At 40.8% G+C, this 17265-nt stretch carries 17 protein-coding genes and 1 pseudogene; 5 read left to right on the top strand and 13 right to left on the bottom strand.

The window, feature by feature from the left end; all coding sequences use genetic code 11:
* The first annotated feature begins 46 nt into the window (after positions 1 to 46).
* From E0E16_RS04150 to E0E16_RS04140, 3 genes and pseudogenes are all read left to right on the top strand, one after another.
* Positions 47 to 988: an IS30 family transposase gene (locus E0E16_RS04150; protein ID WP_130829052.1), complete on the top strand. Its 942-nt coding sequence runs from the start codon at positions 47 to 49 to the stop codon at positions 986 to 988.
* A 26-nt stretch (positions 989 to 1014) separates the two neighbouring features.
* A pseudogene (locus E0E16_RS14230) lies at positions 1015 to 1125 on the top strand (IS30 family transposase); the annotation flags it as partial.
* 130 nt (positions 1126 to 1255) lie between these two features.
* Positions 1256 to 1819, top strand: coding sequence for a hypothetical protein (locus E0E16_RS04140; protein WP_130829050.1), 564 nt, complete (start codon positions 1256 to 1258; stop codon positions 1817 to 1819).
* A 269-nt stretch (positions 1820 to 2088) separates the two neighbouring features.
* On the opposite strand, the gene E0E16_RS04130 is transcribed toward E0E16_RS04140, so the two are convergent.
* From E0E16_RS04130 to E0E16_RS04070, 12 genes are all read right to left on the bottom strand, one after another.
* The gene (locus E0E16_RS04130) at positions 2089 to 4098 is read right to left on the bottom strand and encodes a fructose-1,6-bisphosphatase (protein ID WP_130829046.1); all 2010 of its coding nucleotides are present in this window, start codon (positions 4096 to 4098) and stop codon (positions 2089 to 2091) included.
* Between the two features lie 20 nt (positions 4099 to 4118).
* Positions 4119 to 4976 carry a glycosyltransferase gene (locus E0E16_RS04125; protein WP_130829044.1) on the bottom strand — a complete coding sequence of 286 codons (858 nt, stop codon included), beginning with the start codon at positions 4974 to 4976 and terminating at the stop codon, positions 4119 to 4121.
* A gap of 300 nt (positions 4977 to 5276) precedes the next feature.
* Positions 5277 to 6326 carry a glycosyltransferase gene (locus E0E16_RS04120; RefSeq protein WP_321166765.1) on the bottom strand — a complete coding sequence of 350 codons (1050 nt, stop codon included), beginning with the start codon at positions 6324 to 6326 and terminating at the stop codon, positions 5277 to 5279.
* A 174-nt stretch (positions 6327 to 6500) separates the two neighbouring features.
* Entirely contained in the window at positions 6501 to 7817 is a 1317-nt protein-coding gene (locus E0E16_RS04115) for an aspartate kinase (protein WP_130829040.1), read from the bottom strand.
* Between the two features lie 28 nt (positions 7818 to 7845).
* On the bottom strand, positions 7846 to 8613 hold the full coding sequence (locus E0E16_RS04110; protein WP_130829038.1) for a cell division ATP-binding protein FtsE: 768 nt from the start codon (positions 8611 to 8613) through the stop codon (positions 7846 to 7848).
* A 134-nt stretch (positions 8614 to 8747) separates the two neighbouring features.
* Positions 8748 to 9284 (bottom strand): FHA domain-containing protein, encoded by a 537-nt coding sequence (locus tag E0E16_RS04105; RefSeq protein WP_130829036.1) that lies wholly within the window; start codon positions 9282 to 9284, stop codon positions 8748 to 8750.
* Positions 9285 to 9290: 6 nt separating this feature from the next.
* A complete protein-coding gene (locus tag E0E16_RS04100) occupies positions 9291 to 10274 on the bottom strand; it encodes an HU domain-containing protein (RefSeq protein ID WP_130829034.1) in 984 nt (327 codons plus the stop codon).
* 566 nt (positions 10275 to 10840) lie between these two features.
* Positions 10841 to 11890, bottom strand: coding sequence for a relaxase/mobilization nuclease domain-containing protein (locus E0E16_RS04090; RefSeq protein ID WP_130829030.1), 1050 nt, complete (start codon positions 11888 to 11890; stop codon positions 10841 to 10843).
* Positions 11880 to 12305 (bottom strand): plasmid mobilization protein, encoded by a 426-nt coding sequence (locus E0E16_RS04085; protein WP_130829028.1) that lies wholly within the window; start codon positions 12303 to 12305, stop codon positions 11880 to 11882. Before E0E16_RS04085 ends, E0E16_RS04090 begins: the two co-directional genes overlap by 11 nt.
* Positions 12306 to 12667: 362 nt before the next feature.
* Positions 12668 to 13126, bottom strand: coding sequence for a DUF3408 domain-containing protein (locus tag E0E16_RS04080; RefSeq protein ID WP_130829025.1), 459 nt, complete (start codon positions 13124 to 13126; stop codon positions 12668 to 12670).
* A gap of 9 nt (positions 13127 to 13135) precedes the next feature.
* Positions 13136 to 14110 carry a DUF8464 domain-containing protein gene (locus tag E0E16_RS04075; protein WP_130829023.1) on the bottom strand — a complete coding sequence of 325 codons (975 nt, stop codon included), beginning with the start codon at positions 14108 to 14110 and terminating at the stop codon, positions 13136 to 13138.
* A 237-nt stretch (positions 14111 to 14347) separates the two neighbouring features.
* Complete coding sequence (locus E0E16_RS04070; RefSeq protein ID WP_130829021.1) at positions 14348 to 15685, bottom strand: virulence-associated E family protein; 1338 nt, start codon at positions 15683 to 15685, stop codon at positions 14348 to 14350.
* A gap of 592 nt (positions 15686 to 16277) precedes the next feature.
* Here E0E16_RS04070 and E0E16_RS04060 point away from each other — a divergent pair.
* A complete protein-coding gene (locus E0E16_RS04060; RefSeq protein ID WP_130829019.1) occupies positions 16278 to 16580 on the top strand; it encodes a helix-turn-helix domain-containing protein in 303 nt (100 codons plus the stop codon).
* An 11-nt stretch (positions 16581 to 16591) separates the two neighbouring features.
* Positions 16592 to 16897, top strand: a complete 306-nt coding sequence (locus tag E0E16_RS04055; protein ID WP_130829017.1) for a helix-turn-helix domain-containing protein — start codon at positions 16592 to 16594, stop codon at positions 16895 to 16897.
* 66 nt (positions 16898 to 16963) lie between these two features.
* On the opposite strand, the gene E0E16_RS04050 is transcribed toward E0E16_RS04055, so the two are convergent.
* Entirely contained in the window at positions 16964 to 17242 is a 279-nt protein-coding gene (locus E0E16_RS04050) for a hypothetical protein (protein ID WP_130829015.1), read from the bottom strand.
* Positions 17243 to 17265 lie beyond the last annotated feature (23 nt).

Here is a 17265-nt window from a genome sequence, read left to right as displayed (position 1 = left end):
AAAAAAGGGAGACCTCTGTCTCCCCAAGATTAATTAACTTTGTATTGTGAAATATCATCAATTAACCTCGGAGCAAAGGTCGCAAATTTTCGCCTTACTCCAAAAGAAAACAGGGAGAAAAGAGATTGCCACAATCGTCGGCATCAGTCAGTCAACACTATCACGTGAAATCAAACGCAACAGCACGCCATCAGAAAAGTATATCTGGACAAAGGCGCACGATATGGCTATGCAGCGCAGAAAGAGAACGGTAAAGAACGCCAGGCTCTCTAACGAATTAGTCTGGAGAATTAAGGAATATATCACCAATGACCAGTGGTCTCCACGACAAATATCAGGTTATCTGCGCAAGAATGAGGGAATAAAGGTGTCCCACCAATCCATTTATAATATCATTCATAATGATACAACAGGGGAACTTGCCAAACACACAAGGCATAAGATGAAATACAGACATCGTCCCAAGGGCAGACATCTTCCAATTAAAGACAGGTTGAGTATCCATGAAAGAAGTAAGGAAGTTGACGGGAAGAGATTCGGAGATTTTGAGATGGACTTGATCGTAGACCCTGACCAGCATACCATACTCACACTGGTAGAGAAATCCACCAATATGCTGCTTATGCAGAAACTGCCATTTGGAAAGCAGTCAAAGCCTCTGGCAAAGGTAGTTAGGAAACTGCTGCCACCATACAAGGACTGTCTGAAGACCATTACAACAGACAACGGACCTGAATTTGCAGCACATAAGGACATTACCAAGTTCTTGGGCGTGCCCGTATACTTCGCTGATCCATATTGTTCTTGGCAAAAGGGAGCTATTGAGAATACAAATAAACTAATCAGACAATATATACCGAAAAAGGATTCGTTTGAACATTACACAGACAAGAGAATTATGTCGATACAAAAGAAATTGAACGAAAGACCGAGAGAAAAATTAAACTTTTCTACTCCAAAGTGTGAATTCTTCAAATACGTTTTATAATTTTGCACTTGCTGGTTGACTCTGCGTACNACACAGACAAGAGAATTATGTCGATACAAAAGAAATTGAACGAAAGACCGAGAGAAAAATTAAACTTTTCTACTCCAAAGTGTGAATTCTTCAAATACGTTTTATAATTTTGCACTTGCTGGTTGACTCTGCGAGATGGAAAGGCATATTGTTTTTTTACTAAAATGTTTTGATTTTTGTAATTTTTTATTTACTTTTGCCGCATAATAAGGTTTTTTATTTTAAAATTACACGAATATGAAAAAGAGTTTATTACTTGCAGTATCATTGCTTTTCAGCTTGACTACTATTTTTGCGCAAAGGGTTACTGTTCCTGAACCAGAATTTGCAGATCAAACTTATTTATTAACTTCCGACAACACTTACAAGTTATTGCCACGAGAGACAGGTGTCATAAAAACGAAAGCTGGCGCTTCGTTGTATCTGACAGGTATTGGTAAAGTGAAAACGCGTCTTACGCTTCCGGGAAAATCGTCTAAAATTTCCATACCTTCGGGGCAAGTGCGTTTCATTATAAAGGCTGCCAACAACGATACTGATCCCTCTTCATTTATCAACATTTTTCCTTTTGAAATTAAAGGGAAAGAGCGCAGAGCACAACTCGCCGAAGCAGGTACTTTCTCTGCTTCGAAATCTAACTCGTTGGGACAAATTGACTTTAAGGCAAAAAAGTATGGAGAGAGTTCTTACTACATTGTAATAGACAACTTACAACCAGGAGAATACGGAATCAACTTAGGCGACCCGGATAAACTGAATGAAAAAAATAACATGAAAGTTACGACATTCAACGTGAAATAAAGGTATTATCCTATAAAAGTGTGTAAGTTCCTTTTTCCTTATCTTTGTATTTGACAAGGTATAAAAAAGAAAAATGGAACTTACACATTTGCAAATTTCTGAAATTCTTTCGAATTACACAAACTGCAGCAAGGGTTTTGTGGAAAGGCACAAATTCATCGTGAGATGAAATCTGAAAGAAGCAGTGTCAAGCTTGTCGGGAGTAGTCAGCCGATGCTATGGTAGTGCATGTCGATAATGTTGCAAACTGCCTGTTAGAGACCTTTTTGTTAAATCTTTGGTGGATTTTTTCGTTCTTGTTCGATAATAAATCCGTGACGATAAGCATATAATAATTCTTCGAGTGCTTCAATTTGGAGTTTCAACTCAGTTCCTTTATCCATATCAGCAACTTTTAATCTACTTTGTTTCATCTCCACAATCTGTGTGGTACTGACAATGTCGATTCCTCGTTTTATGGCATCTTCCTGAGAGGCGAATGGTTCATGTTGTACAAGTTGGAAGCCTCTTGAATGATATACGAGTGTATATCCGGCAATACCTGTTTCTTTATGATATGCCTGTGAAAATCCTCCATCGATAACCATTAATTTTCCGTTGGCTTTAATAGGGCTTTCGCCTTTCACGACATGAACCGGCACATGCCCATTTATGATATGCCTATTCGGTCCGGTAACTCCAAATTCTTTCATGATATAGTCAGCAGTTTCCTCTTTATCGCGAAATTTATAGTAAAAACCCTTTTCCTCATTGTGCGTTTCTTTCTCCTTGATGAAGTATCGTTCAAAAGTAGTCATTTTTGCTTTATCGAAAAGAGGACTGTTGGGACCACACCATAAGTACAAGAAATAATCTATGGCATAATTGAGTTCTTTTAAGTCTTCTGTTTCGTTCTTTGGCTGGAAAGCTCTGTGGATAATAACTCCTATATTATCAAGTAAATCTTTCCCTTTGGCCATATTCTTCGGACATATCTCAACCTCTTTCAAAGTGCCGTCCTCATTCAATGGTATGGAAGCATGATAGAGAAGATTATTGTTTACAACTTTGTACATACATCCATGGCGCAATTGAAGCTGAATGTGTTCGCGTAGTTTTTCACTGGACGTAAACGAATGGTGCAGTTTGTCTATCAATGCTTTTTCTGCCACGGTGAGTTTATGCGGATTCTTTGGATCAACAGTGGGGAAATGGCATGAACTTAAATTGTAATTTTTTCCATCTATCAGGATAGTTCCTTTTTCGTAATCTATTCTGTCCAATAGAAGGCGATTGTTCATTTTCCAGAACGGATAGCGTTTGATAATCTGACTTTCTATCTTAAATTGAATGATGCTGATAGCCTTGTGCATACGTGCTATTAGCAATGTGCTTTTCTCATCAATCGAATCGGATTGTGATATTTTAGGCATAAACTCAGTGCAAGGATCATTTCCATAAGCTTCCATTGCAAATGTTGCCAATTGGATGAGATTAATGCCATATCCATCCTCTATAGTGTCCATATTATCATACCTCAGAGCTATTCGGATGACGTTACAAATACAAGCGTCGTTACCGGCACTTGCCCCCATCCACAGAACATCATGATTTCCCCAAGTTATGTCCCAAGTATGATAATTTTTCAGAATATCCATCACGATGTGAGCCCCTGGTCCACGATCGTAAATATCGCCCATGATATGGAGCTGATCGATAGCCAGTCGTTGTATCACTTTGCTCATGGCTATGATGAAGTCGTCTGCTCTACCTGTAGAAATGATGGTTGAGATAATCGTGCTCACATAATCTGTTTTGTCCTTATCATCTGAATGCTCATGTAGGAGTTCTTGAATGATGTACGAAAAGTCGATAGGAAGAGATTTTCGAACTTTCGAGCGTGTATATTTGCTGGATACGTTTCTGCAAACCCTTACAAGTTGGTGGATAACAATGTGATACCAGTCATCAATATCCTCCTCTTCCTGTTTTACTAATTCCAGTTTTTGTTCCGGGTAATAGATTAGTGTGCATAAGTTGCGTTTCTCGGATTCTCTCAGTGTATCACCAAAGATTTCGTTTACCTTTCTTTTTATATTGCCTGATGCGTTTTTCAGAACATGTTGGAAAGCTTCATGCTCTCCATGTATATCGGCAAGAAAATGTTCAGTTCCTTTTGGTAAGTTAAGGATAGCCTGCAAGTTGATGATTTCTGTGCTGGCATCCGCGATTGTGGGGAATGATTGCGAAAGCAACTGAAGATATCGTTCATCCTTCTTTAAGTCATACTGTTTTATCATAGCACGATTGTATTATTTTGTTAGTATTTTTCTATGTTTATAATCGTCTGTTCAAGTTTTGTTGTCTTTTTATCGTCAAGAGGTTTGAATGGCATAAAACCTTCTTCCAAAAACAAATAGTTGGAAAGAATTTGAAGTATGCGTCTCGCAAATTTATAAATGTGCATTTTCTTTAGTAAACTTGATAATTTTACTTCATCGTAGTCGCATGTTTTCAAGAACTTGTAGATATCTGCCAAATGATGTAGGGTAAACTTATTTTTGTTTAACAAGTATTTGGCATTTAGGAACATGATGGTTCCGGTCTTTAGTTCTGAATCTGCATCTTCTATCACATTTTCAGTTTTGTTTCGAGTAAAAACATCAGTAGCGAAGAGATTTTCTTTATCAAGACTTCCTGCCTGCTTTGTTATTAACGGTAAATATCTCAATATATTGTTCGTGTCAATATCGGGGACAGAAAGTTGAAGCTTTTCTATTCCTTTATTTATCATCTCACGTATATCCTCATCATCTGAAAATAGTAAAATGCGTTGCCATTGCTGTGGATTCAGTTTACGAAGCTCTATGAGATGTTCATTCGGCATATTTCTTAACATGCCATTCTCTAATAATCCTATATGCAACAAGCTGTTCAGACAATTAAACTCTGCCTTGTTCATCCTTCTTCTATATCCGGTATCCATTACCTTACGATAGAAAGTTATGGTTTCTTGTGCCATTGCTTCCGGGCTTATTTCATGTTTTAGCAGATGCGATGGTACGCTGTCTATTCTTGTTTTCCATCCCAGTTTTATTATTTCTTCGAGTTCGTCATTGCCAGTCACCAATAGTGCATCAACCATTTTAACTGCGTTCTTTTGAAATGCGATTGCCATGATTGATTTGGTAAGTTTCCTCTCACAACGATTGATTCTGTTCAGTTCCCAATGTGGGGATAGGATGGTAAAGCATCCTTCAGATTTTGCAATTCTTATGCAGCGATAAGTCTTTCGAGACCAGCAGTTATGGAAATGCACAATATCAGGAGCCTCATTTCTTAATTGTTTTAAAAGCTCATTCTTATTTTTTATGAGGCTCGCATCTACATAGTTACTCTCTTCAGATACCAGCAAACTGAGATGATCCGAAAGCAAATCATTCTGTGAGAAATTTTCTATATAGTGAAGAATTTTCATTTATATCTTGTGCGTAATGAAATCATTTTTGTTTGCTCTCCAATATCTCACTTTATAGCTTAAATTTTGCCATATTATTCTCAGTTCGTAGGGGATGATTTTCCATGTGGGAATATCCCCATTGAATAGGCTGATGGCTTTTTTGCCAATCATCATGCGAAGAGTTAAATATACAACAAGTGCTATTGAAGCGCAAATGGTTATTAACCATAAATGCTTATAAATAGAAAAAGCCAAAACGAGAATAATTCCTATATATGCGATATGCATAAATGCTTGATCTATCAGAAAGAGAAATCTGTGTCGGAAGCTACGTTCAAGATGTTTCCTATTCGCCATATAAAATAGGTGTTGATTTATCCAATGCTTCTGTGAGGGAGACTGCTCAATTTGAGTACCATCTATTGATGACTCGAAAGCAATAGAGCCTTTATGCATATACTTGTTTATCATGAAATCATATTCCCCTCTAATGAATTTTAAATTGCCTCGAAATCCATCTTGTGCAATAAATTCACTCTTTCTAAACAATAAGGCATTAGTAATGCTTCTATATCCCATTCCTTTTTGATATTCCCTTGCAAGGTAACAGGTGGTTTGCAGTCTTTCAAACTTCCAAAAGTCGGGTGTATCATCATCATATTTTGTATATCCGACAATTAAGTTCCTCTGTTCAGTACAATTCTTCGCCAAAGCTTCCAGCCACTTGTTCGTTATTGGTTTACAAGAAATATCAGCCATCAATATCCATTCATGCTTTGCTGCTTTCACCCCCAATGTAATCGCAAGTTTTTTCCTGCTCATATATCTTGAGGTTGTGGGTATGAAGGTTGTATATAATTTAGGACTGTCATGATAGCTTTTCAGCACGTCTTCAGTTTCCGTATCTCCCTTGGACGCTACAACGATAACTTGAAAGTTTTGATAATCTTGATCCAAATAGATTTGAAGGTTTTCTGAAAGTGCGTCTGCATTCTCGTTGGGAGTGAGAATGACAGAGATAGCAGGTAATTTTGTCTCCTCATCGTCAGAGACAGAATTTTCATGCATGGGGTTATTGAATTTCGGTCTTCGGAAAAAGGGGTTGATAAGAGGTGAAACAATCGCTAACAAAATCACCCCCAATGATACTATTATCGAGATATTGTCTATAACTATCATTTTTTATTTGCAGTCTGATGCGCCGCATTATGTTTTTTGTAATTGTGTCATCTCTCCCGACAATCATCCAAAAAGATGGTCAGAAAGAGATTGCAGAGTATGCTTCTTGTCCTTATCCTGAATTAGGAAAGATATGTTGTAATTGCTGCCTCCATAACTTATCATACGAATGGGAATGTCCTTCATCGCTTCCATTGTCAGTGTTTCAAAACCAACATTGTTCCAGTCCAAATCTCCTACCACGCAGACAATGCACATCTCCTTATCAATTGTTACAGTGCCAAGTTTTTTAAGTTCATCGGTAATATCTGACAGATGTGTGTCGTTTTCTATGGTCATCGACATTCCCACCTCACTTGTTGCAACCATGTCAATAGAGGTCTGATAACTTTCAAAAATTTCAAACACCTTGCGTAGGAATCCGGTTGAACCCAACATTCTGCTTGACTTTATCTTGATAGCCGTGATGTTGTCTTTTGCAGAAATGGCTTTGATTTTTCCGCGTGTCAAATTGTTATTTATGATGGTGCCTTCAGCTTCCGGATCCATGGTGAACTTCAATCTGACGGGTATTCCCGCATATTTAGCCGGTTGTACACATGTGGGATGAAGAATTTTTGCGCCAAAGTATGCCAATTCGGATGCCTCTTCGAAGTTAAGTTGCCTTACGGTTTCCGTTTTTTCCACTATGCGAGGATCATTATTATGAATGCCATCAATATCGGTCCATATCTGTATTTCATCTGCTGTGATGGCAGCTCCTATCAGTGAAGCCGTATAGTCTGAGCCTCCTCTCTGAAGATTGTCAATTTCTCCGTAAGCATTCCTGCATATAAACCCTTGCGTGATATAGATTTGATAATCCGCGTTCTTCGCAAGTATATCTGTAAGTTTTTCTTTTATATATAGTGCGTCAGGTTCCGCGTTCTTATCGGTTCGCATGAAGTCCAAAGCCGGTAACAGTTTAGCTTTTACGCCTTGTTCCAACAAGTAATTGGTTACCATATTTGTCGATATGATTTCACCTTGGGCAACTATGCTCTTTTCCTCAAACGAGGTAAACATTTCTTTGGTAAAAGAGCGCAGAAAGTTAAATTCCTCTTTAAGGAAATCTCTTGTTATATCTTTGTATCGCCGGGTAGAAAAAAGATCTTCTATGTGGAGTAAATAGTTTTGTTCTAACTTATTTATAAGTTCATTTGCTCCCTCCGTGTTTCTTTTGTAGAGATATTCTGAGATTTCTATGAGTGTGTTGGTGGTCCCACTCATGGCTGATAGCACAAGAAACGTCGGCGCATCGGATTTTATGGCTAATAACGCAACTTCTTTCATGCGTGAAGGAGTTCCTACGGAAGTTCCTCCAAATTTCATCACTTTCATATTCTTGGGGGGATTAAAGTGTTCAAACCTATGATTGCCGGGTGGCATCTTCCTCGTCTTGAAAGTCGAGCGGATCGGCAATGATTTCTATTTTCTCGTCATTTGGGTCATTGGTGTCCTTGGTGTCATTAACGATACGAAACTCTTCGTTTTTGCACTGATAAACCTTGCCGGGGAATTGATTTAGCAAGTTGATGTTGTGTGTGGACATGATGACCGTTGTGCCCTCTTCGCTGGCTCGCTTAAGAATACCGACAATGTTTGTTGCTGTCTCCGGGTCAAGATTGCCGGTGGGTTCATCCGCGATGATGATGACCGGGTTGTTTAGTAATGCTCTGGCTATCGCAATGCGTTGCTGTTCTCCACCGGAGAGCTCACTGGGCATCTTGTTTTTTTTATCCAACATTCCCACCTCTTTCAGAACTGTTTCTATTCTCTCGTTTATTTCGTCTTTATTCTTCCATCCGGTAGCTTTCAATACGAAATAAAGGTTTTTATAAACGCTTCTGTCATGAAGTAGTTGGAAATCCTGAAAGATAATTCCCATCTGTTTTCTCAATGCGGGTACGGCTCGACGTTTCATGGATAGAACTGAAACTCCAAGAACTTCTGCCATTTCGGCATCGCCTTTATCCACATCCAATTCGCAATAAATGGTTTTCAAAAGCGAGCTTTTCCCGGAGCCGACTTTGCCGATTATATATATAAATTCACCTTCGTTCACTTGAAAATTAACATCTTTCAAGATCAAACGATCGTCTTGGTAAATATTTACGTTGCTGTAATTGATTAACATTTTTATGTTATGGTTTTAAAGTCAATATATATATTTAATGTTTTGATGTGCGAGCAATCCCGCTTCTTGGTTCGTATCTGCTTTAACATGAGAGCAGACAAATTAAGTGTAGGTGTTGGCGTCGCGCACACAAGCTAATCCGTCGTTTCCGGCGTATGCAGAATAATGCTTGTCGCCCCTATGGTGAACAACGTTCCGTTGAAGATTATCCTACGTTCGTTGTTTGCCAATAATTCATTATCGACAAAGGTTCCGGTATAGGAAGGTCCGTCTTGCAACGAATATTTTAATTTTCCATTCTTGTCTTTTTCGACATAAACGACACAATGCGTCATATCCACACTCGGATCAACCGTTTCTATCGGACAGTTAATGGGATTGCCCTTCATGTATCGCCCTATGACATTCGCTCCGAGATGCAGAGGAATGGCTTGGTTGTAATGGAACACGTTTTCTATGACTTGCAACCATCCATATTGAGTTTCTGATACATTGTCCTTGGCTGCAATATTCTCTTCCGCCTGTGTTCTTCTCAATTTTGAAACACCTATTCTTATCCCGAATTGTTTATGACATTGAGGGCACTCAAAGACCAAACGTTGCCCGGATTTATATTTTGTCTCGTCAAAGATGATGAAATCATCACATTTCGGACATTTTACACGTTTCATATCTGGCTATTCTTTCACTTCGAGAATCCACGACTGGCTGAATGCTGCCTTCGAGCGCAATGAGTTCAACTCCTCTCTGGCTGCTTGAGCCGAATGGAACGACCCATATAAAACTTTGATGCTTTGTCTCCCATGATGAACATAGGAATGGGTGTAACCGTCCTTATGGAGTTTCTCAACGAATGACAAGGCATTTTTCTCTGTTACATGACTTGCCAAAACAATAGCCCAATGATGCTTTGCCTGATCGGTTTTTGCCTGTTCGGTTTTCCTCGTTTTCGCTTTGATCATTGGGGTGGGGGAGATTTGGGGCTTGCTTTCATCAATGACATTATATAAGACCCCGCTTTTCAATGGCTCTTGAACGTTCCCCGCTCGTTTTTGCTGACTGGTAAAACCGGCTATGAATACAAAAGTCAGGACGACTACAGCCAAAGAAGCATCTCTCAACGCTTTCATGCTGATGCTCAGCCGCCTGTCGTTTGTTCCCTCAACTGTTTCCACATAAATGAATTTCGGCTTTGCCACACACTCTTCGGGATGGGCTTGATTGTGATTTCCCATCTCTCGCAAGTTACGGTTCATCTCGTAGCTTCCAAAGCCGTAATATTCCGGTGCAAGTATTCCGCCATCGATAGGCTCAAAAACAAGTTTTCCATCACCGTTCTTGCTCAATTCTCCCAAATCGAACAATTCGTATGTTCCTTTTTCTTCTATAGTTGTGAGAATGTTCTCTACTTCTTTGTCCATCACTCTTACGGCTTCAGGATAACCCATGTCGTAAGTGTCGGCAATTGATTGCGCCAGCAAAGAATCATTCAGTTTCAATGCCGGATTGAACCCGATGGTTCTTCCGGGAGGGAGAAAAAGCGCATCATCGGCATCGTAGCGAGCTTCTACTTCATGGGCTACAAAGCCTCCAAGTCCGGGCACGATGACGCAGTCATTTTCCAAGAGCAACACTTCTATATGACGGTCGATTCTTATCATGTTTGCAAAAATAAGCAATTTTCGTGTAAATTCCAAGACAAACGGGATAAAACTCAATAGTGTCCCAAATAATTTTGTGCCCCACACAAGGTTTCATCAAATCATGAGACTTGCTGTTTTTTGTTCCAATTTTGAATAACACATACCTCCTCATGACTCAAAATCGTATTCAGGTAATGGTAAACAGGCTCTTGGCAGCGAACATTCGACCCGACCGGCACCGCGAAATTACATTACAAAAACCGCATCCGGGACGCGTTTCATAATCCATTGATAATCAGAATAATATGAATTGTGATTTAAAAGCTTGGCTTTTGCACTGCAAGATAATTATAAAAATATATCTATCTGAAAATAAAGAAGTTACCTTATTGACACAACTAAACAGGTAACGATTTGGAAACGAGCGAGCTACTTGGCTTCGCTGTTTTCTGCCTAACAAAGAACGCTTGTTATTCTGTTTGCAAAGATAAGACTTTGTTACCGAATAACAAGCGTTTTTGATGAAATATTCTTCTTTCTGCATTTTTGATTGATTGTCTGGTTGTGGGTTATATTCCTCTTCCTCATCTTTTCTTTCTATTGGCTTGGTATCTGAGTTTACGCTGCCATGCTGCTTCGGCATAGTCATCACCATGTGCGGATGGTGTAATCAAATCGCCCAATCCTTCCACTGCTTCATCGGCTGCGCTAATGGCTGCATCTGCCATTGTACCGATAGCCTGTGCAATCTGCGGAGTTTCTTTTGATGCTTGTGGTATGTATGAACGGCTTTTAGGTACAAGTTGGTAGCCTTTATCAGGTTGTTCTTCCTTTTCTATTGGCTCTTGTATCGTTCGGCGTGGTTTCTTCTGTTCTTCCTTGTTGGTTGCTTCAAAGTTCTTCTGCAAGGAACGGTAGCCGAACTCCCTGCCGATTTCGGAAGCCTTGAAGGTTTGTTCTGCATATGAGAACTTCAAGCCATAGACCTTGCCCTGCTTGTTCTTCAAGCGGTCAATGGAAATGCCGTTCTTGTTCAATTCATAAAGGAACATGGAATACCCGGTGATGCCTGTACCTTTGTACTTGTCAAGCAAGGTGTAGCAAATCTTCTGCATCTGCTGCTTTGTTTGCTCTCTTGTAGGGCTGGCTTTTTCCTTTTGATGTTTCCTTTCCGCCTTGACCTCCTTTGCGATGGTCAAGCCTCTCTCCCTGCTTATTTCCTCTGCTACCTTTGCTGCCCTGTTGCTTACAAAGGTGGTATCATAGACCTCTCCATAAAGGCTGATACGATTGGCAATAATATGGATATGCCTGTTGTCGGTGTCCTTGTGCGTTACTGCCACCCATTGGTGGTTGTCAAGTCCCATTCGCTTGGCAAACAGATGGGCTATTCCCATAAGCTCGGATACAGGCAGTCTTTTCTCGTCTTGTGGTGCGATACCGATTTCAATACGCAGGAACTTGTTCCTGCAACGGCTGTTGTAGTCACTGACCACTTTCATTTCCTCATAGATAGTCTTTGGCTCCCTGCTGCAAAGATTATGGAAGGCAAGCCGACTACCGAGTTTGCCCTCTCTGAAAATATAGTCTAAAGCTGTGCTGCCATGCGATATCGCCTTACATTTACCTATCATCTCTTGTTAGATTTAAGACCTTATATATTTCATCGTCCACACGAAAATGCGGGTCGTAAAACCGCTTAAATGCCTCTTTGGCACATAGCGAAAGGTTCTTGGTGATATGTAGCCAATCCTCGTCCTTAACCTTGATGAGATTGGAAATCTGCCCATAAAACCTTCCTGTATGCTGGAGAATGGCAATGGCTTCCCTCTCATTGTCTGTCATCTTGGGAACGGCTGTTACTTCTCTGTTAAGGAGTATCTCACGGCAGTACTCTGAGAACTTCCGCCCTGTACTTTCCGCTTTTGACTTGATACGATGCTTCTCCTCTAAGGTGCATCTTGTCTTGATGAACTCCGTTTTGTTCATCCGCTGTTCTTCTTTATCCAGTTGCTGCCATTGGGCAGCTTTTCCTTTGTATCTTTTCATATAAGTTTCTTTGAAAGTTAATCATTGCAGATGATTCGTTGTTACTTAATTCCCGAACACTGACCGATGAGAACGGAGTGATTACGGTCTTATCTCCCCGATAGTCTGACGAGGGGAGCAAGAGCAGTTTGTGGGTACAAACTGACGTCTTGCAATGTCAGCTAACGAAACGTTTACGCACAAGGCGTTTTGCTGCTTGAAAGTGAATGCTGTGCATTCTATGTTTAACTGTGTTCGTGGTGTTCTCATCATTCAGTATGTTTGACAAATGTCTGTTGATATGTTCTCTAAAAAAGGGTTGAGGGTTTTGAGTGGAATAATAGCCCCTTTTCCCAAAAGTCTTCGCCCCCTTTTCCTGTGCCTCACAGCTTTCTCCACTTCTCTATGTCCTCACCATACTCCTCCAAATGAATGCGCACGATGTTCTCCACGAAACTTGAAAGGTTGCTGCCCCTGTTGCCTAACCTGCGCACGATGAAGTAGGCATGCTCCTGCGTTTCTCGGCTCAGATAGACCGCCTTCCGGTTACTCAGTCTTGTTGGGACAAGGTAGGTTTGTTTGTAAGCTTCGAGCGTTTCCCGTCTCATCTTGGCACTGACGCGCCTTTGAACGGTTGCATTCTCTGTATGCTGCGCAGGTTCAGAGTGCGTAGTGTTCTCTGTGTCCTGTTCGTTAGACTCTTGAATAAGCCTTGCTTTCCTTGCCCGAAGTTCGGCAATGATATGTTCAGACGAATTTTCTATCTGATTTAGTCCAAAATACTGCTTGGTGGAATGGATGGTATTATCCATTCCCTCGTTACTGACTTTTTGCTTTTCCATGTTTTTATCTCATTTTATGTTTGACTTGTTTTGATTTTGCTCCGTAACCGACATCCGTGTCCGTTCCTGCGCTTTCTGCTGCTCCTGCTTACGCATACGGCTGACATGAAACTCGTTGAGGTCTTTGAAGTCCTTGTAATATCGGGACATATCCTCCACCTTGAAACCTGCCTTGACGAAATCATTGGTAGTCCTTCGCCCTGCTTCATCATTATCAAGGAAGGCACGGATATGGGATAGGTTGTGGTTGTTCAGATAGCGAACTGTCCTTGCCACATTGCTGACGGAGTTCATCACAAGGCAGTGGCTGGCTATCTCCTCTTTCATTGAAAGAAAGGAGAGGAAGTCCATAAATCCCTCAAACACGCAAATTGGCTGTATTGGGTTTATTATCTTGTCCGTAAATATGGAAGTAATGTCCTTCGGGGCTATCGTTCCCTTGAACGAGTGATTGTCTCGAAGCTCATATCCTCCCGACAGGTTGGCAAAGCCGATGGCTTGATAGCGCCTGCCTCTTACCTCATAGCTGATACATTTAAGGAAAGCCTTTGCCTTCTCCAAATTAATGCAGCGTACCTTTGTAAGATACTCCTGCAAATATGGCGGCAGGGTGTCTGATATGCTTATCAGTCTCCTTGCCTCGTTTGCAGCCATTGTAGGTTGTAAATTATTAGGCACGAAGTTTTTACGAGAACTACATGGTATATTATCGGAAGCGGTCTGTCCCAAACGACAAATGGCTTCCGATAGCGTGCAGCCCTCCAAACGCATACAGAGGTCGATAATGCTTCCGCCCCTGCCTTCGGCATAGTCTATCCAAAGGTTCTTCTCTGTGTCCACCTTGAAACTCGGATGTGTTTCTGCACGCAGCGGTGAGCGGTACAACGCATAGACTGGTGTTCTGCGTACAGGCTTGATGCCTTTCCTTTCAAGATACTCCACGATGGGGTATTGCTTGATGCGTGATAAATCTTCTTCTTTCATTGTGATATGTTTTAATTGAATTGATTGAATAATTTGTGTTTGAATGACGATGGTGTATTTGAATGATATTTGAATGGTAGGTGAATGATTATTGAAAGAAAATCTCTTTTCAGAAGTTTTTCCCCTCCAAACTTTTTCATCTTTCTTCTTACTACATACTATTTTAAGTTAAGTAATTGATTTTCAATGTATTTTTTGTAGTACCAAGTCATACTACGAACTTACGACATACGGCTACTACATTTGGTTGCTGCAATAACTTGGCAAGGGACAAGGGAGAATCTTCCTTACCTTATATACATAGATGGGACTGCCACCGTCACGCCTTCGGCTTCCTTTCTCAAAGCCTGCCCTCCTAAGGGCTTCGCCCATGTGCTTTAAGGACAAGGGATGATGCGTGTAAAGTCCCAAGTAGGTGATTACCTCAGTGGTGGTCATATAGGTGCATTGGGGATTATCCTCCGTTGGCTTCTCGAAGCAGCGCAACAGTAGTTCCATTTCTGCGGTCTGCACTTGAAAGTCCTCACTCTCCCTGTATAGTTCCGTTATCTCTTCATCGTCAAACCAATAGCGGAAACCTATGCTCAGCAAGGCTTTCGCTTCCGCATAGACATTATCCATAGAAACAGCCTTTGCTCTCTCAATATCTATGGAAAGCACTTCAAAGGGCAGAAACCGTCTGCTGCCTGTGGGGTCGGTAAGGAAATCGTTACCATTTACCGATGCAACAAAGCTTGCCAAGTGGGGATGCTCTTCCACGTACTTGTCGTAGGGCATGCGGTACTTGACCATCGGACAGGTAATGAGGTTCTTCAGTTCGTTTTCGTCACGCTTGTTGAGGGCTTTGAGCTGGTCGTCAATGTTTACGATGAGATTTTGCCCTATATAGGTAAGCGTGTCCTTCTCCTGCGGATATATCTTGCCCGTGTAGCTGTAACCATGCAAGGCAGGAGGACAGAGCAAGTCAAGGTATGTTGTCTTGAACTTGCCTTGCTCACCTGTCAGTACAAGACAGGTATGGTTACGGCATTCACGGTTGTCCATGGCGTTGGCGACCACTGCCACGAGCCATTTGGTAAGGTATGGCAGCCATTTGTCGGAGTTGCGCACCACAACGCAACTTGCCAAGTCTGGAATAGCTTTCAGTGAAAGGGAAGAAATATCACAACAGCTATTGTTTTCATTTTTTCCATTACTTTTACTGCCATAATCATTACTGTTGCCACTGCTATTACCAATATTCACCGAGGGCAATCCCTTGAAATACTCCTGTATGGGGTTGATACGTGGAGAGAAGCTGCTTTCTATGATGGAATAGAGATTGTCGGAAGAAGTAACGATGCCCACATAGTTATCAAGTTCCCTGCGGAGCGTGTTGATTTCATAGCGACCCACTTTTGAGAAGTGAGTATCGTCCTTGCCCCTGTATTCAGTTCTTCCCAACACCGTGTTGTACCTAAACTCATAATAAGAGGAGAGATAGGTTTCTATCTCACCATTTTTGGAGGAAGTCTTCCTTTGCTTAGGCATATTGTTTCCTCCCTTCGATTTACTTTTATCTGCATTCTTCTTCATTATATGCTTGGTTTGGTTTCAGAGAGTGAAGTTATTACGAGAACTGGAAAGTTCCAAGCATTCGGAGAGTGCTTGCATAATGTTGCGTTCATTCGCAATAAAGTTCGCACGGATTTTTGAAGAGACAGGAAAAGAAATAACTGATTTAAGCCCGAATTAAATCAAAACAGGGGATAAAATAGCAAGGAAAGATAGAGGTCGAAGTGTACCCCTTTGCACACGTTTGCTGTATTCTGCACCGATATTGCAAACAATAGAATCAGCACAGGAATAGGGTAGCTTTTGTCCACACCAAGAGTGCTACAAGGTGCCACTTAAAAGAAGTATGATAGAATAGGACATGCACCGCCCTATCTTTGCGCCAAACAGACGGTGAAAGAAGAAAACAGAGAAAGAATGCGCAAACGGCTGCCGATAAAATGCATTAGTTTTTCCTTGAAGTTCCCGATATTTCCCTGCTGTTCCCTACTGCTTTGAAGTATGACAAACTCATCATACTTTTGCAGGCATAAACGTGCGATGAAACGCAGAACAGACAAAGGTGTTGTCAATACCAATAAGACAAAAGTACAAACAAAACAACAATAGAATTATGGGATATTTTATCATTACGGATTCAAACTGGGCAAAACTGAGGAACGAGATACTCAGTCTTGCCGAGACCTGCCACAAGGCATTCGGAGAACAGAGCAGGCACACCGATTGGCTGCACAACGGCGATGTATGCAGGTTGCTTAATATCAGCAAGCGTACATTGCAGCACTATCGGGATACAGGTGTGTTGCCTTTCTCCCAAATCGGGCATAAGTGCTACTACAAGTGTGAGGACGTGGAACGATTATTGGAGACCAAATCAGAGAAAACAAAAATGGAAAGACCTGAAATTAACAAATAAATTCGAAGATTATGGAACAGGTAAGAGATTTGAACATGGAGGCGGATGATATGCAGGTGGTGCTGTCCGCTATCAGCGGAGTGAGCAAACGGATTAAGGAAGTGGCAGAAACACACAAACCACTGTTTGGTGGTGAGCATTTCCTAACAGGTAAGGAGGTGTGCGAGCGGCTGTATATCAGCCTCCGTACCCTGCAGGACTATCGGGACAGGAGGATTATCCCCTACACGCAATTCGTAGGGAAGATACTCTACAAGGCTTCCGACTTAGAAAGAATCTTGGAGAAAAACTATAAAAACAGCAAATTAGTAATATAAAAAAGACACCTGTATAAGAGATTATTATATCATCCTGCACAAGTGCTATGCCATCATCTGTAATAATTATATTTCCAAATTCAAATCTTTAGCAAACTTCATTATCGGCCAATTTTTCATATCTACTTTTGTCTGCTCATCAACCTTTGCATAATGGTATTTTGCAGCAGTTTTTTCTCCTAATAGCAAATAACAAGCAAATTTAAAAGATTCATCTTTTGTTTGATTTATTACATTTCTAATTTCAAGTTGTTCTTTTTCCGTAAATTCTCTATTTCGCTTAATAATTTGACACTTATTTATCGTCATTAAATCACATGGGAGATCACTATGCGTTTCTTTCATGAGCCAATCTTGCAATTTTTCTG

It is taken from the genome of Prevotella rectalis (assembly GCF_900607215.1).
GTDB lineage: Bacteria > Bacteroidota > Bacteroidia > Bacteroidales > Bacteroidaceae > Prevotella > Prevotella brunnea.
Note: the sequence above shows the minus strand (reverse complement) of the source record. Positions and strands in the feature narration are given on the sequence as shown.

What these genes read in the sequence shown, in the direction of transcription:
- E0E16_RS04140 (WP_130829050.1), top strand. Translation starts at nt 1,256, where the DNA reads ATGAAAAAGAGTTTATTACTTGCAGTATCATTGCTTTTCAGCTTGACT.
- E0E16_RS04130 (WP_130829046.1), bottom strand. Translation starts at nt 4,098, where the DNA reads ATGATAAAACAGTATGACTTAAAGAAGGATGAACGATATCTTCAGTTG.
- E0E16_RS04125 (WP_130829044.1), bottom strand. Translation starts at nt 4,976, where the DNA reads ATGGCAATCGCATTTCAAAAGAACGCAGTTAAAATGGTTGATGCACTA.
- E0E16_RS04120 (WP_321166765.1), bottom strand. Translation starts at nt 6,326, where the DNA reads ATGCATGAAAATTCTGTCTCTGACGATGAGGAGACAAAATTACCTGCT.
- E0E16_RS04115 (WP_130829040.1), bottom strand. Translation starts at nt 7,817, where the DNA reads ATGAAAGTGATGAAATTTGGAGGAACTTCCGTAGGAACTCCTTCACGC.
- E0E16_RS04110 (WP_130829038.1), bottom strand. Translation starts at nt 8,613, where the DNA reads ATGTTAATCAATTACAGCAACGTAAATATTTACCAAGACGATCGTTTG.
- E0E16_RS04105 (WP_130829036.1), bottom strand. Translation starts at nt 9,284, where the DNA reads ATGAAACGTGTAAAATGTCCGAAATGTGATGATTTCATCATCTTTGAC.
- E0E16_RS04100 (WP_130829034.1), bottom strand. Translation starts at nt 10,274, where the DNA reads ATGATAAGAATCGACCGTCATATAGAAGTGTTGCTCTTGGAAAATGAC.
- E0E16_RS04090 (WP_130829030.1), bottom strand. Translation starts at nt 11,890, where the DNA reads ATGATAGGTAAATGTAAGGCGATATCGCATGGCAGCACAGCTTTAGAC.
- E0E16_RS04085 (WP_130829028.1), bottom strand. Translation starts at nt 12,305, where the DNA reads ATGAAAAGATACAAAGGAAAAGCTGCCCAATGGCAGCAACTGGATAAA.
- E0E16_RS04080 (WP_130829025.1), bottom strand. Translation starts at nt 13,126, where the DNA reads ATGGAAAAGCAAAAAGTCAGTAACGAGGGAATGGATAATACCATCCAT.
- E0E16_RS04075 (WP_130829023.1), bottom strand. Translation starts at nt 14,110, where the DNA reads ATGAAAGAAGAAGATTTATCACGCATCAAGCAATACCCCATCGTGGAG.
- E0E16_RS04070 (WP_130829021.1), bottom strand. Translation starts at nt 15,685, where the DNA reads ATGAAGAAGAATGCAGATAAAAGTAAATCGAAGGGAGGAAACAATATG.
- E0E16_RS04060 (WP_130829019.1), top strand. Translation starts at nt 16,278, where the DNA reads ATGGGATATTTTATCATTACGGATTCAAACTGGGCAAAACTGAGGAAC.
- E0E16_RS04055 (WP_130829017.1), top strand. Translation starts at nt 16,592, where the DNA reads ATGGAACAGGTAAGAGATTTGAACATGGAGGCGGATGATATGCAGGTG.
- E0E16_RS04050 (WP_130829015.1), bottom strand. Translation starts at nt 17,242, where the DNA reads ATGAAAGAAACGCATAGTGATCTCCCATGTGATTTAATGACGATAAAT.